The organism is Sphingobium fluminis (genome assembly GCF_037723805.1).
GTDB lineage: Bacteria > Pseudomonadota > Alphaproteobacteria > Sphingomonadales > Sphingomonadaceae > Sphingobium.
Genome location: NZ_JBBJUK010000001.1, coordinates 966,513 through 978,972 on the forward strand (window position 1 = coordinate 966,513; position 12,460 = coordinate 978,972).

Genomic DNA, 12,460 nt, shown 5'->3' on the forward strand with positions numbered 1-12,460 from the left:
TTCAGGCCACGCGGTGCAGGTCGGCCGACCCCAGAAACTGGGCGCGGGTCGAAGGGCCGGCGGTCGTCAGCAGCGCCTCGACCTTGTCTCGCAAGATGGCGGTCGGCCGGAACGGATCGTCGAAGGCCATGCCCCAGTCGCCAAATTCGCGCGCCGCGATCGATCCTTCGCGCAGCGTCACCAGGGCGCGATGGCGCGCATCGCCGCCGATATGGGCGTAAATGCGCTCGACCGCATCGCGCGGGCCTTCGAGCACTTGCAGGAAGCGTTTGGAATTGAACAGCAACAGCCCGGTGACGTCCTGCCGCCGATTGTTGATCGCGGCGGCGTAAGCGATCGCGCGGCACTGATCGGCGTCCACTGCTGCCGTAGCCGTGCTGATATACATGATCTGGTGAAGGGACATCGGATTTCCTGCTGCTTGGCAATCAGGCAGTCTGACGAAAATCCCTTAATTTCTGGTGCTTAATCTATGTTGCGATCGCTCAGTGTACCCTGTTACCGGATCGCACCGCCGATGATCGCGCCGATGATGCCGCTGGTGATTGCGACCATCACCGCATCATTGCCCGAACGGACCCAGTGATAACCGCGGGGCGGTGCCGACAGGCGATAGTCGCGATAATTGTTCACGACCCGATAATTGTTCGCATAGCGACGATCGAAACGCTGGCCCTTGGCCCAGCGGTGGCCGTTCCGGATCCCCCGATCATTGCGGACATTCCGGTCGTTGCGGATATTCCGGTCGTTACGAACGACGGTGCGCTTTTCGATTATGGTGCGCCCATGATTGTCGCGCTCCACCACGCGGGTGACTTCACGATGCTGGGCGGCCTGCGCCTGGGCCGCGATCATCGGGCTGGTCACCATCGTCGTCGCTGCCAGCGCCATCAAGAACCTTTTCATCTCTTATCTCCTCGTTTCAATTCGGGCGCCGCACCCGGCGTCGAAGACTGAAATAGGATGCGCTTGTCGCAGGGATGTGCCGGGCAGGGACAAAGATTGTCTGAAACTGTAACCGGCGGCGATTTAAGCTGAACGGATATTCATATTATGCCTATTTTCAGTAGTTTATCGCCAAATCATGCCGGCGACAGCAATACGGCCCGGAGATCGGATCTCAGGGCCGTAGCAGCGAGAGGCCAGGGCAAATCAGTCGGTGGCGGGGGTAAGCGGCGTCGCCTCCACGACCATACGCGCGAGCAGGATCGGGCGATCCTTGCCCTCGATCGGCATCGGCGCGACAGCATTCCGTCCGCCCGCATAGTGTACAGGGCCTACGCCCAGAACGAGCGTGCCTGCAACAAGGCTGATCATCATGGTCTTCATCGCCAATATCCCTTTCACGAGGCCAAAGCGGCGTCGTGAAAGGATGTGGACGAGGCCTGTCGCAGAACTGTGCCGGTTCGGCGCAAGAGTGTCGGAAAATGTATCGGCTACTCATGCCGCAGCGCGTCGATCGGGTTGAGCGCGGCGGCGCGGCGGGCCGGAAAATAGCCGAACACCACCCCGATCACCGCCGAAAACAGGAAGGCGATCACATTGACCTTCACGTCGAAGATGAAGGGCACCTGCATCAGCGGCGCAATCGCCACCGACGCCACCAGAGCGAGAAGAAGCCCGATGAGCCCGCCAAGGCACGATAGGACGATCGCCTCGACCAGAAATTGCAGCAGCACCTCTCGGGCGACCGCGCCGATGGCGAGGCGGATGCCGATCTCGCGCGTGCGCTCTGTCACCGACACCAGCATGATGTTCATGATGCCGATGCCGCCCACCAGCAGCGATATGGCCGCGACCGCGCCGACGATCTGGGTCAGGATCGTGGTCGTGCCGGTCAGCGTATCGGAAATCTGCTTGGTATCGAACACGTTGAAATTATCGTCCGCGCCCGGCTTGATCTTGCGGCGCTCGCGCATCAGCTGCTCCAGGCTCGCCTGCACCATGCTGTTGTCATAGGCGTCGTCGACCGCGACCATGATCTGGCTGATGTCGCGATCGCCGGTGAAGCGGCGCTGGACGAATTTGATCGGCAGCACGACGACATCGTCCTGATCGCCAAAGCCGCCCTGGCCGCGCGTGGCGAGCACGCCGATTACCTGGCAGGACACGCCTTTGATCCGCATCCGCTTGCCGACGGGGTCGGCGCTCTGGAACAGGTTGGTGCGAACCGTATTGCCGATGATACAGACCGGCCGGCCCGCTTCTTCCTCTTCGGGCATGAACAGACGGCCGCTTTGTGCCTTCCACTGCTGAACGTCGGAATAGGCGGACGTGGTGCCATAAACGGTGGTCGACCAATTATTGCCTTCGTAGATGGCGGTGCCGGTCGACTGGACCACAGGCGCGACGGAGCGTACGCCGGTGAGCTGATTTTCGATGGCGGTCACGTCGGCCGGCTTGAAATCGGGCGGCCGAGGCCCGCCGCCGCCGCGTCCGAAGCCCTGGCCGGGACGCAGCTGGAGCACATTGGCGCCCAGCGAGCTGATCTGCTGGCGCACGGCGGCGGTCGCGCCATTGCCCAGCGTCACCATCGCGACGACCGACGCCACGCCGATGATGATGCCCAGTGTCGTTAGAAAACTGCGCAGCTTGTGCCGGTTGATCGCCCGCAGCGCGAGGATGACGGTGGTGCCTAGCATCAGACAGCCACCTTCGCTTCGACCCGCTCCACCAGCCCGTCCTTGAAATGCACGATCGTCCGCGCGAAGGCCGCCATGTCCGGCTCATGCGTCACCATCAGCACGGTAATGCCGCTGTTGCGGTTAAGGTCGGTCAGCAATTCCATGATCTCGATCGAGCGTTCCGAATCGAGATTGCCCGTCGGTTCGTCGGCGAGCAGCACGTCGGGATGGGTGACGATGGCGCGGGCGATCGCGACGCGCTGTTGCTGACCGCCCGAAAGCTCGGCCGGCGTATGGTCCCACCAGTCCTTGAGGCCCACCTTGTCGAGCGCCGCCATGCCCATATCGTAGCGCGTCTTTTTGTCTTCGCCCCGGTAGAGCAGGGGAAGCTCCACATTTTCCAGCGCCGTAGTGCGAGCGAGCAGGTTGAAGCCCTGAAAGACGAAGCCGAGATAGCGGCGGCGCAGCAGGGCGCGCTGGTCGCGGTCCAGCGTTTCTACATGGCGGCCCTTGAACAGAAATGTCCCCGCCGAGGGCACGTCGAGGCAGCCAAGGATGTTCATCGTCGTCGACTTGCCCGACCCCGAAGGCCCCATGACCGCGACGAAATCGCCCTGTTCGATGTCGAGGTCGATGCCCTTCAAGGCCTGAAAAGCGGTCGCGCCCTCGCCATAGACCTTGGTCACGCCGCGCAGTGAAATGATCGGATCGGCGATCATCGCCTTAGCGGCCCGCCGGGGCGACGGGCGCCGTCTGCGGTTTGACGTCGCCCGAATTGCCGAGCTTGCCCATGCTGGCGGGGCTGCCATCGGTCGATGGATTGCGGCGGTTGTCGGCGGCGCGATCGCGGCTGCGCTGCTCGCCCGGCGTCTGGTCGTCAGCGGGCGCCTGCTGTCCTGCGGCAAGTTGTCCGGTAATCACCCGCATGCCGGGCTTGAGGGCGCCGCCGGTGACGACCGTCCGCGCGCCGTCGCTCGCACCGATGACGATCTGTATGGGCTTGGGTTCGCCATCCTCGCCGATCACATAGACCGTCTGGCTGCTGCCTGCGCCAAAGCTTACCTGCCGGGCGCTGCCGCGACGCATGCGACCGGGGCCGGGCAGGACGCTGGTGATGCCGCCGCGCCCCTTGCCGGCGCTCGGCTTGAACCGCATCGCGGCATTCGGCACGAGCAGCACGTCGCGCAATTCCTGCGTCACGATGTCCGCGGTCGCCGTCATGCCGGGACGAAGCGTCTCGTCCTGATTATTGACGGACAGGACGGCGGTGTAGGCGACCACCGTGCCTGCCGTGCTGCTGGTCGTCGTGGATGATGTGCTCGACGCGCTGGAACTGTTCGATCCGACATTGACCCGCGTGACCTTTGCCGGGAACGTCCGACCGGGAAAGGCGTCGACGGCGAAGTTAGCGGTCTGGCCGTCCTTCACCTGTCCCACATCGGCCTCGTCCACCGACACCTCGACCTCCATCTGGGTCAGGTCTTCGGCAAGGGTGAAGAGAACCGGCGCGTTGAGCGATGCGGCGACGGTCTGGCCCGGCTCGATATCGCGAGAGAGAACGACGCCATTCACCGGCGACACGATCTGCGCAATCGACAGGTTGGTCTGCGCCGAGGAAAGCTGGGCGCGGGCGACGTCCACCTGCGCCTGCTGCGCCCGTAACGCGCCGATGGCGTTGCTGTAATTGGCGCGCGCGGTGTCCAGTTCGGTTTTTGCCGGCACGCGGCCGCCGGAAAGCTGGAACACGTTGAGTTGCCGGTCGAGCGTGGCCTTGGCCAGAGCGACCTGCGCCTGCGCCTGGGCGACGCTGGCCTGCGATGCCGAAACCTGCGCCCTGTTCTGGTTCACCGAATCCACCAGCCGGCGGGTGTCGAGCTCTGCCAGCTTCTGCCCCTTGGTCACGCGGTCGTTCACATCGACATAGACGGCGATGATCTTGCCCGACTGTTCGGACCCGACATCCACCTGATTGATGGGTTTGAGATTGCCGGTCGCCGATACGGCCACGGTCAGGTCGCCTTTGCGCACCTCGCGCGTCGCATAATTCGCCTTGTCGTCGCCCGAAAAACAGCGGGCGAGCAGCAGAACCGCGATGAGCAGCACCAGGCCGATCCCGCCCCGAATCGCCCTTTTGCGCCAAGGCTTCTGCGGCTTTGCGCCCAGGAAATCGTCGAGATCCGCGTCGGGCGTCACATCATTGCTCATCGGGGCGGCTTTCCATATTCTGCCAGCCGCCGCCCAGCGCATTGTAAAGTTGGGCGAGGCCAAGGACCTGGTCGGACTGCGCGGCAGCCAGGCTGTTGCGCGCGTTCAACAGGGTGTTTTCGCTGGTCAACAGCGTCTGAAAATCGATGAGACCCGCCCGATACTGGCTGCGCGCGAGGATTGCGGCATTGTTCGATGCATCGAAGGCGATCGCGAACTGCTGCGCACGCTGCTGTGCGCTGGCGAGCGACGCCATGCCGTTTTCGACATCCTCAAGCGCGGTCAGCACCGTCTGCTTGTAAGCGGCGAAGGCTGCGTCGGTCGCCGCCCTTTGCGATCGGACCTGCGAGGCGAGGCGGCCCCCATCGAAGATCACCTGCGCGACATTGGCGAAGACCCCGCCCGTGATGATATCGAACAGATTCTTGAGGCTGGTGGCGCTGGTGCCGATATTGCCGCTGATCCCGAGCGAGGGATAAAGCTGTGCCTGCGCGACCCCGATCCGCGCGGTGGCGGCGGCAAGCGCGCGCTCGGCCGCGCGCACATCGGGCCGCTGGCGCAGCGTATCGGCGGGAATACCCACCGCTATGCCGTTCACTGCCACAGGAATGGGCGCTGGCGTTTCGAGCGCGCGGGTCGCTTCGCCCGGCGCCTGACCCGTCAGCACCGCGATCCGATTGAGGCTGCCGCGCAGCGACGCCTCGATCTGGGGAATGCCGGCGCTGGTCTGCGCGAGTTGCGCGCGCGCCTGTTCGACATCGAAGGAGGACACCAGCCCCGCCTGCAATCGCCAGCGGGCAATGTCATAATTATCCTGCTGCACCCGCTGCGAGTCCCGCGCGATGCCAAGCTGGCTCTGCGCCAGCCGTGCTTGCACATAGTTGGTGACCAGTTCGGAGATGATCGTCATCCGCACATTGGCGAGATCATAGCCGGATGCCGCGAGATCGGCGCGGGCGGCTTCGGACGAGCGGGACAATGCGCCGAACAGGTCGATCTGCCAGCTCGCGCTCGCGCCGGCGGAATAGTTGGCGCTCCATTTGCCGGCGCCGCCGCTGATGACATTGCCGTTGCTGTCGACCCGCGTGCCGCCGCCCGCGCTGTTATAGTTGCGCCCGCCCGAGCCCGAGGCGTTGATCTGGGGCAGGAAACTCGCATTGGCCTGTCGCAGCGACTCGCGCGCCTGACGAAGGCGGGCCTGCGCCTGTACGATGTCGAGATTGTTCGCGATTGCCTGCGTCACCAGCGCATTCAGCGCGGGATCGCCGAGCCGCGTCCACCAGGTCGACAGCGCGGCTTCGTCGACCGGCGTCCCCACGCCCGCACGGTAGCTGGCGGGCAAGCCGAGCGACGCTGCTTGCGGCGCGCGATAGTCGGGCCCCGCCGCACAGGCGGACAGCGACAGAGCGGCTCCCGCGATCGAGGCAATGCGATATCGCACCTTTTCCTTGCACTCCGTCGTCGTTAAAGGGGCCGCAGGCGGTCCGGGCTTCAGGGTGAAGCATAGTATTTCACCCTGCCCACATCTTTGGTCGGCCTCAACGGCATTCGTGTCGTAAAATGTAACGCTATTGAAAAATCGGCGCTTTCGCGGCGGCGGGTCAGAGGGTGAATGATGAGGGCTTTTCTTTTTCCGGGGCAGGGCAGCCAGGCCGTAGGCATGGGCAAGGCGCTGGCCGAAGCAAGCCCGGCAGCGCGTGAATTGTTCCAGGAAGTCGACGACGCCCTGTCGCAAAATTTGTTCCGCATCATGATCGAAGGGCCGGACAGCGACCTCACCCTGACGGAAAATGCGCAGCCGGCGATCATGGCCAATGCGCTGGCCACCCTTCGCGTCATGCAGCGTGAGGGCGGCTTTTCGCTGAGCGACAAGGGTGATTATGTCGCCGGGCACAGCCTTGGCGAATATAGCGCGCTGTGCGCGGCCGAAGCATTCGACCTGGCCACCACGGCGCGGCTGCTGAAGCTGCGCGGCCGGGCGATGCAGGCGGCGGTGCCGGTGGGCGATGGCGCGATGGCGGCGCTGCTTGGCGCGGATATCGAAAAGGCGCAGGCGCTGGCCGATGCGGCGGCGGAAGGCGAAGTCTGCACGATCGCCAATGATAATGATCCGAGCCAGGTCGTGATTTCGGGTCATCGTGGCGCGATCGAGCGGGCGATCGCGCTGGTCAAGGAGCATGGCATCAAGCGCGGCGTCCTTTTGCCCGTCTCCGCCCCCTTCCACTGCCCGTTGATGCAGCCGGCCGCCGAAGCAATGGAAGAGGCGCTGGCGAAGGCCACGATCAACGCGCCACTGCTGCCCGTCTTCGCCAATGTCCTGGCCGCGCCGATCGCCGACCCCGCCGACATCCGCGTGCGGCTGGTGGAGCAGGTGACCGGCCGCGTCCGCTGGCGCGAGTCCGTCGCCGCGATGTGGGACGCAGGCGTCACCGATTTCGTCGAACTGGGCGGCAAGGTGCTCGGCCCCATGGTCAAGCGCATCGCCCCCGACGCCCGGGTGACGAGCGTCGTGACGATGGACGATATCGAAGCGGCGCTGGCCGCTTTTTGAAGAGATAGGGATAAACTATGTTCGACCTTACAGGCATGACCGCGCTGGTGACCGGCGCATCGGGTGGCATTGGTTCCGCCATCGCAAGGGCTCTGGCCGCGCAGGGCGCGACGCTCGCGCTGTCGGGCAGCAATGAAGACAAGCTCAAGGGCTTCGCCGCTGACCTTGGCGGCGATCACAGGACGCTGGTCTGCAACTTGTCCGATCCCGCCTCGGTCGACGCGCTGGTCCCGCAGGCGGTCGAAGCGCTGGGCGGCCGGATCGACATTCTCGTCAACAATGCCGGCATCACCCGCGACAATCTGGTCCTGCGGATGAAGGATGACGAGTGGCGCGACGTCATCTCGGTCAATCTGGAGGCGGCGTTCCGCCTGATCCGCGCGGCGGCGAAACCGATGATGAAGGCGCGCTTTGGCCGCATCATCTCGATCACTTCGGTGGTCGGCGTCACCGGCAATCCGGGGCAGGCCAATTATGCGGCCTCCAAGGCCGGGATCATCGGCATGTCGAAGTCGCTGGGGCAGGAACTGGCGAGCCGGGGCATCACCGTGAACTGCGTCGCGCCGGGCTTCATCCGCTCGGCGATGACCGATGGCCTGAACGACGCGCAAAAAGGCGCGATCCTCACGAAAATCCCCGCCGGCGACCTTGGCGAGGGCGCGGATATCGGCGCGGCCGTGGTCTATCTCGCCAGCAAGGAAGCTGGCTATGTCACCGGCCAGACGCTGCACGTCAATGGCGGCATGGCGATGATCTGAGCGCGAGAGCGCCTATGGTCAGCGCTTATGGCCGCGACAGCCGCATGATGAAAATGGCCGGGTCTATTTCCAGCAGCGGTACGTCATCATCCTGATGCGGCGCCAGCGGAGGGGAGGGCTGGCGGAATCCCTGGCCGGTCGGGCGCGTAAAGGTGACGATCGTGGTGCCAGGATCGGTCAGCACCAGCGAATCGAGCATCAGTGCGGGCGCCAGGCGGTTGGCGGTCACGCTGACCAGCGTGCCGATCTGCGTCAGGCCGAACAGCTTTTGCGCGAAGGCATAGGGCAGGCGGATACACCCATGGCTTGCCGGATAGCCCGGATCATGTCCGGCATGCAGCGCGATTCCGTCCCACGTCAGACGCTGCATGAACGGCATGGGCGCATTCGAATAGATGTTGGAGCGGTGATATCGCCGCTTTTGCAGAATGGGAAACTCGCCCTTCGGCGTGCCATGACCCTTCATGCCCGTAGACACGCGAGCCATCGCGATCAGCCTGTCGCCATCATAAACATGGACGCGCTGCTGCTCGATGCTGATCACCATGTACAGCGGCCCCGCCCATGGGCCTTCGTTCAGCCAGCGATAGGCGCCGGGGGCAAGGCTGTCCTGCGCCGACGCCGCTGGCGGGGCGATGCCAAGGGCGGCGGCGAGCATGAGCAGGATAAGCCGGAAGGGGCGCATAAACCCTTCCTTAACCACGATATCCGCCCGCGCCAGTGCTCGCTGCCCTAAAACGCTCATCTTCCCGTTTTGAGACAGCGTGCGTCGAGAGCGGACAGTCGAACCCAAGGGGTTCGCAAGGCCGAACGGCCGCCCGAGCTTATGCGAGGAAAGCGAAGCGGGCGGATGCCCGCGCCGGCGCTTGAGGCCAGCAAATATGGTGCCGGATGAGTGGCGTGGACTTTAGCATGTGTCTGGGACGCGGTTTGCTAGGTTGATGATTTCGGCCATGCGGCCTTCCAGGCGGATATCTACGCCACGGCCTTGATCCTTTGGGATCATGACCAGGACGTCGATCAGGGAGCGGATCGCAGTGATGGCCTGCATGCGGGCCGGGCCGTCGGATGCGAGGGCCGCATCGAGGCTGGTCACATATGCTCGGTATCGTTCTCCGAGATCCGGGGGTGTCGAAATGAGAGAGCCGGACGCATAGCTGTCCAGCTTTGCCTGATGCGCCGCGAGCTCTTCGCGAGCCGTCCTCAAGCGATCCTTGAACTCTTGGAATTCGCCGGCACCGTCGGCGATGGCGTCGACCAGGCGCGTTACCCTGGCTCGGCCTTCCTCGATCTTACGCAATAGAGGCGCGCGCGACGATTCCGCCTCGGCGAGTTTTCGCGCCATGCCCGCGTTATACCGGTCTATGAAATGTTCGACCGCGTCGGTGTCGAGCATGATCGCCTGGAGCTCACCGAGCACACGGCGTTCATATTCGCGACTGGATATGGTCCGCGTGTTGGTGCAGCTGCCGCGCGATTTGACGTTGGAGCAGCCCCAGCGATCGACGCCCAGGACGATCCAGTTGGCGTCGCAAACGCCACATTTTCCGAGGCCCGAGAGGAGCCGCTTGGGGTGCCGTTGACGGTTGGCGGCGACGCCGTCGAAGGTCGCATATTTGCGCTCGATCGCGTGCCACGATGCATCGTCGACGATCCGCAGATGGGGGACGTCGACATAGCGCCATTCGGCGAGAGGATTGGACCTGACGACGCGCCGACGGGTTTTGTGATGATAGACCCGGTGCGTCCGGTTGTAGATCATGACGCCGCGATAGAGGTGATTGCGCAGGATGCCGTTGGCACGCACGCGGTCGCCGTGCAGGGTGCTGACCCGCCATGGCCCACCGCGTGGCGAAGGCACGCCTTCGGCATTGAGACGCTTTACGATGGCATAGGCGGATACGCCGGCCAGCGCCTCCGCATAGATCCGGCGGACGATCTCGGCCTGTTCTTCGTCAATCTCAAGAATGCCGCGAATGATTTCGCCGTCGGGACCGATCGGTTTGACGACCCTGTAGCCATAGGCCTTGCCCCCCGCGTTGAAGCCGCGACCGTGCTGACCACGTTGCCCCCGCCGAACCCGATCGGCCAGGTCCTTGAGGAAGCGGGCATCCATCAGGCCCTTGATGGCGCCGGTGATTTCGTCGACCACGCCGTCGGCCAGGGTGAACAGCCGTGCGCCGAAAAACTCGATATGTTCACGGACGGCGTGGGCGTCGCCGCTGTGGCGGGCGATGCGATCGGTCGCTTCGGCAAGCACCTGGTCAATGTCGCCGCGCTCGACCCGCGCCAGCATGCCGTTCAGGCCGGGGCGTTGCAGTTCGCCGATGCCAGCCCGGCCGCTGATTTCGTCATCGGAGAAAATGTCGACGACATGCCAGCCTTCCTTTTCCGCGCGTTCGCGCAGGGTGGCAATCTGGTCAGTTGTGGACTGGGCGTTCTGCAGATCGCTGGAGTAGCGGGCGTAAAGGATTGTTCGCATCGCTCAGCCCCGCGTGCGCGCTGGCGAAATCGCGATCGACCATGATGTCCGCGAGTGCCTCGACGATCTGGGCGAGCGCCGGATCGAGCTTTTTATGTTTACCCATGGAGCATCCTTCTCAATCACGGCCGGGCATCCCCCGGCGGGCGTTGCGTGCGGGTTTTTCGCGTGGCGCGATCCAGTATGTCGGGGCGAAGTCGCGCGGGGCGCTGCGGCGGTCCCAGACGATCCAGACGTAATCGACTTTCCCGTGCGCATAGGCGGCCTCGCCCAGGGCGGCGATCTGATCACCGGGGGGCATGGAGGGGCGTTCGCTCAGGACGTAGATTCCAGATGGCATATGTTCGGTAAAGAGACGGAACCTGCCTGCGCTCGCCAGCCACTTGATCGGTAGAAGGGCACAGACCCTATGCGTGGCGATGGACAGCGCGCGGCGAATGCATTTTTCGGCAAGGCCACGGACGAGGCAGCCGTTCTGATAAGAGAAGGGCGGGTTCATCACGATCGACAGGCCCGGCATCGCTTCGAGCATGTGGATCTGATCCCCGAGAAAATCGTGGGTGCCCAGGAAGCGCGGGCTATCGCCCCGTTCGAACAGGTCGGTGCCGAATGCGGTCAATCCACGATCGGCGAGCGCATCGGGAATGTGGCAGCGGCCCGCGAACGGATCGAGATAGGTGACGTCCGGTTCCATGGGGAGGACATCGCAGAGGGCATGGGTAACCCATTGTTCCTCCACGTACCAATCCCACGGATGGCGCGCGTTGCCTGCGGGGCTGGAAGCGAGTTCAAGATCTGTTCTGGCGATCACCGGCCACTTCCCCTGGCGTTGGCAAGCGCCCAGGCGATGACGAACGGCATCGCGAGCAAGGCAGCGATGATGAGCATGGTGCGAGCCAGCATTTTCATAGGTTGGTCCCTTGATCGATCGCGGCCTGAAATGCGGCGCGGTGGGCGCGCCGCCATTCGGCCAGCTTGCGTTCGGCTTTCGCGTGCCCTTCCTCGGCCGCGCGCTGGCGGTCCCGGCGGGCGATGGCGGCAGGGTGCATGGATCGCTCCCGCTCGGACCGGCGGGGGCGCAGGTCGAGCGGGAGCTGTTCCATCATTCCATGCCCAGCGCGGCCAGATAGGTTTCGAGGATGGCCTCCATCTCCTGCCGGTCATGAGGCGGCATTTTGCGGAGGCGGATGATCTGCCGCATGATCTTAGGGTCGTAGCCGGTGGCTTTAGCCTCCAGATATTTGTCCCTAATGTCGTCGTTCAGCCCCTTTTTCTCTTCCTCCAGCCGCTCGACTCCCTCGATCAGAAGGCGCAGCTGATCTGCGGCGACATTGCCCTCGCTCATATTTCGGCACTCACGGCGGCGAGATTGCGCTTGGCGAAAATCAGTTCGGCCAGATCACCGACCGTTTCGGCCTGCCCAGCTTCCGCGTCGCTGATCGCGATGCCGAAACGATCTTCACATTCCAGCGCGATGGCCACCCGGTCGATCGCATCGACGCCAAGATGGTCCCAAAGCCGCGATTGCGGATCCATGTTGAGGCCGTCTTCTGCAGGAGAGACGTAAGCGCTGATGATGGGGACGAGCGCATATAAGATGGGGGCGAGTGCTGCCGTTTTGGCGGCAGGCGCGCAGTCATCGCAGACGATCGCAATCGCGCCTTCGCTGGCCAACAGGAGCCAGTCGGCGGGCAGCTGCTTTGCCGGCGCGCGGGCCACGCGCAAGCATAGGTGGCAATCATGGTCGACGCTGTCGGGGAGCCGAACAGGAGAATGCATCATCGTGGCAGTCCTTTCAGTGGAAATTTCAGGCGGTTGTGATTGGCAAGGAGAGGGCGTT

Annotated in this window: 16 protein-coding genes; 3 read left to right on the forward strand and 13 right to left on the reverse strand. The window is 64.0% G+C overall.

What is annotated here, in order from left to right; all coding sequences use genetic code 11:
- Window position 1: 1 nt before the first annotated feature.
- The 7 genes from WG907_RS04990 to WG907_RS05020 all read right to left on the reverse strand — a co-directional run bounded on the left by WG907_RS04990 (window position 2) and on the right by WG907_RS05020 (window position 6,270).
- Window positions 2-406: a BLUF domain-containing protein gene (locus WG907_RS04990; RefSeq protein ID WP_340231531.1), complete on the reverse strand. Its 405-nt coding sequence runs from the start codon at window positions 404-406 to the stop codon at window positions 2-4.
- A 92-nt stretch (window positions 407-498) separates the two neighbouring features.
- Window positions 499-906: an RcnB family protein gene (locus WG907_RS04995; protein ID WP_340231533.1), complete on the reverse strand. Its 408-nt coding sequence runs from the start codon at window positions 904-906 to the stop codon at window positions 499-501.
- Window positions 907-1,152: 246 nt separating this feature from the next.
- Entirely contained in the window at window positions 1,153-1,329 is a 177-nt protein-coding gene (locus tag WG907_RS05000) for a hypothetical protein (protein WP_340231534.1), read from the reverse strand.
- Window positions 1,330-1,436: 107 nt separating this feature from the next.
- On the reverse strand, window positions 1,437-2,642 hold the full coding sequence (locus tag WG907_RS05005; RefSeq protein WP_340231535.1) for an ABC transporter permease: 1,206 nt from the start codon (window positions 2,640-2,642) through the stop codon (window positions 1,437-1,439).
- On the reverse strand, window positions 2,642-3,343 hold the full coding sequence (locus WG907_RS05010; RefSeq protein WP_340231536.1) for an ABC transporter ATP-binding protein: 702 nt from the start codon (window positions 3,341-3,343) through the stop codon (window positions 2,642-2,644). The genes WG907_RS05005 and WG907_RS05010 overlap by 1 nt, the downstream gene beginning before the upstream one ends.
- A 4-nt stretch (window positions 3,344-3,347) precedes the next feature.
- Window positions 3,348-4,829: an efflux RND transporter periplasmic adaptor subunit gene (locus tag WG907_RS05015; RefSeq protein WP_340231537.1), complete on the reverse strand. Its 1,482-nt coding sequence runs from the start codon at window positions 4,827-4,829 to the stop codon at window positions 3,348-3,350.
- Window positions 4,819-6,270, reverse strand: a complete 1,452-nt coding sequence (locus WG907_RS05020; protein WP_340231539.1) for an efflux transporter outer membrane subunit — start codon at window positions 6,268-6,270, stop codon at window positions 4,819-4,821. Before WG907_RS05020 ends, WG907_RS05015 begins: the two co-directional genes overlap by 11 nt.
- Window positions 6,271-6,444: 174 nt before the next feature.
- Here WG907_RS05020 and fabD point away from each other — a divergent pair, with 174 nt between their 5' ends.
- Window positions 6,445-7,380 (forward strand): ACP S-malonyltransferase, encoded by a 936-nt coding sequence (fabD, locus tag WG907_RS05025; RefSeq protein WP_340231541.1) that lies wholly within the window; start codon window positions 6,445-6,447, stop codon window positions 7,378-7,380.
- A gap of 17 nt (window positions 7,381-7,397) precedes the next feature.
- Window positions 7,398-8,138, forward strand: a complete 741-nt coding sequence (fabG, locus tag WG907_RS05030) for a 3-oxoacyl-[acyl-carrier-protein] reductase (protein WP_340231543.1) — start codon at window positions 7,398-7,400, stop codon at window positions 8,136-8,138.
- A gap of 25 nt (window positions 8,139-8,163) precedes the next feature.
- Here fabG and WG907_RS05035 read toward each other — a convergent pair whose 3' ends face one another.
- The 4 genes from WG907_RS05035 to WG907_RS05050 all read right to left on the reverse strand — a co-directional run bounded on the left by WG907_RS05035 (window position 8,164) and on the right by WG907_RS05050 (window position 11,431).
- Window positions 8,164-8,823 carry a L,D-transpeptidase family protein gene (locus WG907_RS05035; protein ID WP_445326762.1) on the reverse strand — a complete coding sequence of 220 codons (660 nt, stop codon included), beginning with the start codon at window positions 8,821-8,823 and terminating at the stop codon, window positions 8,164-8,166.
- A 222-nt stretch (window positions 8,824-9,045) separates the two neighbouring features.
- Window positions 9,046-10,620 (reverse strand): recombinase family protein, encoded by a 1,575-nt coding sequence (locus WG907_RS05040; RefSeq protein WP_340231544.1) that lies wholly within the window; start codon window positions 10,618-10,620, stop codon window positions 9,046-9,048.
- Window positions 10,559-10,726: a hypothetical protein gene (locus tag WG907_RS05045; RefSeq protein ID WP_340231545.1), complete on the reverse strand. Its 168-nt coding sequence runs from the start codon at window positions 10,724-10,726 to the stop codon at window positions 10,559-10,561. Before WG907_RS05045 ends, WG907_RS05040 begins: the two co-directional genes overlap by 62 nt.
- Before the next feature lie 12 nt (window positions 10,727-10,738).
- Window positions 10,739-11,431, reverse strand: coding sequence for a hypothetical protein (locus WG907_RS05050; RefSeq protein ID WP_340231546.1), 693 nt, complete (start codon window positions 11,429-11,431; stop codon window positions 10,739-10,741).
- A gap of 109 nt (window positions 11,432-11,540) precedes the next feature.
- Here WG907_RS05050 and WG907_RS05055 point away from each other — a divergent pair, with 109 nt between their 5' ends.
- Window positions 11,541-11,750: a hypothetical protein gene (locus WG907_RS05055; protein WP_340231548.1), complete on the forward strand. Its 210-nt coding sequence runs from the start codon at window positions 11,541-11,543 to the stop codon at window positions 11,748-11,750.
- Here the strand turns inward: WG907_RS05055 and WG907_RS05060 are convergent.
- Both WG907_RS05060 and WG907_RS05065 read right to left on the reverse strand, forming a co-directional pair.
- Window positions 11,723-11,965: a DUF2312 domain-containing protein gene (locus WG907_RS05060; RefSeq protein WP_340231549.1), complete on the reverse strand. Its 243-nt coding sequence runs from the start codon at window positions 11,963-11,965 to the stop codon at window positions 11,723-11,725. The two genes, WG907_RS05055 and WG907_RS05060, sit on opposite strands and share 28 nt — an antisense overlap.
- Entirely contained in the window at window positions 11,962-12,402 is a 441-nt protein-coding gene (locus WG907_RS05065) for an acyl carrier protein (RefSeq protein WP_340231550.1), read from the reverse strand. The genes WG907_RS05060 and WG907_RS05065 overlap by 4 nt, the downstream gene beginning before the upstream one ends.
- Window positions 12,403-12,460 lie beyond the last annotated feature (58 nt).

Coding starts and splice junctions, on each gene's coding strand:
- WG907_RS04990 (WP_340231531.1), bottom strand. CDS start 406: ATGTCCCTTCACCAGATCATGTATATCAGCACGGCTACGGCAGCAGTG.
- WG907_RS04995 (WP_340231533.1), bottom strand. CDS start 906: ATGAAAAGGTTCTTGATGGCGCTGGCAGCGACGACGATGGTGACCAGC.
- WG907_RS05000 (WP_340231534.1), bottom strand. CDS start 1,329: ATGAAGACCATGATGATCAGCCTTGTTGCAGGCACGCTCGTTCTGGGC.
- WG907_RS05005 (WP_340231535.1), bottom strand. CDS start 2,642: ATGCTAGGCACCACCGTCATCCTCGCGCTGCGGGCGATCAACCGGCAC.
- WG907_RS05010 (WP_340231536.1), bottom strand. CDS start 3,343: ATGATCGCCGATCCGATCATTTCACTGCGCGGCGTGACCAAGGTCTAT.
- WG907_RS05015 (WP_340231537.1), bottom strand. CDS start 4,829: ATGAGCAATGATGTGACGCCCGACGCGGATCTCGACGATTTCCTGGGC.
- fabD (WP_340231541.1), top strand. CDS start 6,445: ATGAGGGCTTTTCTTTTTCCGGGGCAGGGCAGCCAGGCCGTAGGCATG.
- fabG (WP_340231543.1), top strand. CDS start 7,398: ATGTTCGACCTTACAGGCATGACCGCGCTGGTGACCGGCGCATCGGGT.
- WG907_RS05035 (WP_445326762.1), bottom strand. CDS start 8,823: ATGCGCCCCTTCCGGCTTATCCTGCTCATGCTCGCCGCCGCCCTTGGC.
- WG907_RS05040 (WP_340231544.1), bottom strand. CDS start 10,620: ATGCGAACAATCCTTTACGCCCGCTACTCCAGCGATCTGCAGAACGCC.
- WG907_RS05045 (WP_340231545.1), bottom strand. CDS start 10,726: ATGGGTAAACATAAAAAGCTCGATCCGGCGCTCGCCCAGATCGTCGAG.
- WG907_RS05060 (WP_340231549.1), bottom strand. CDS start 11,965: ATGAGCGAGGGCAATGTCGCCGCAGATCAGCTGCGCCTTCTGATCGAG.
- WG907_RS05065 (WP_340231550.1), bottom strand. CDS start 12,402: ATGATGCATTCTCCTGTTCGGCTCCCCGACAGCGTCGACCATGATTGC.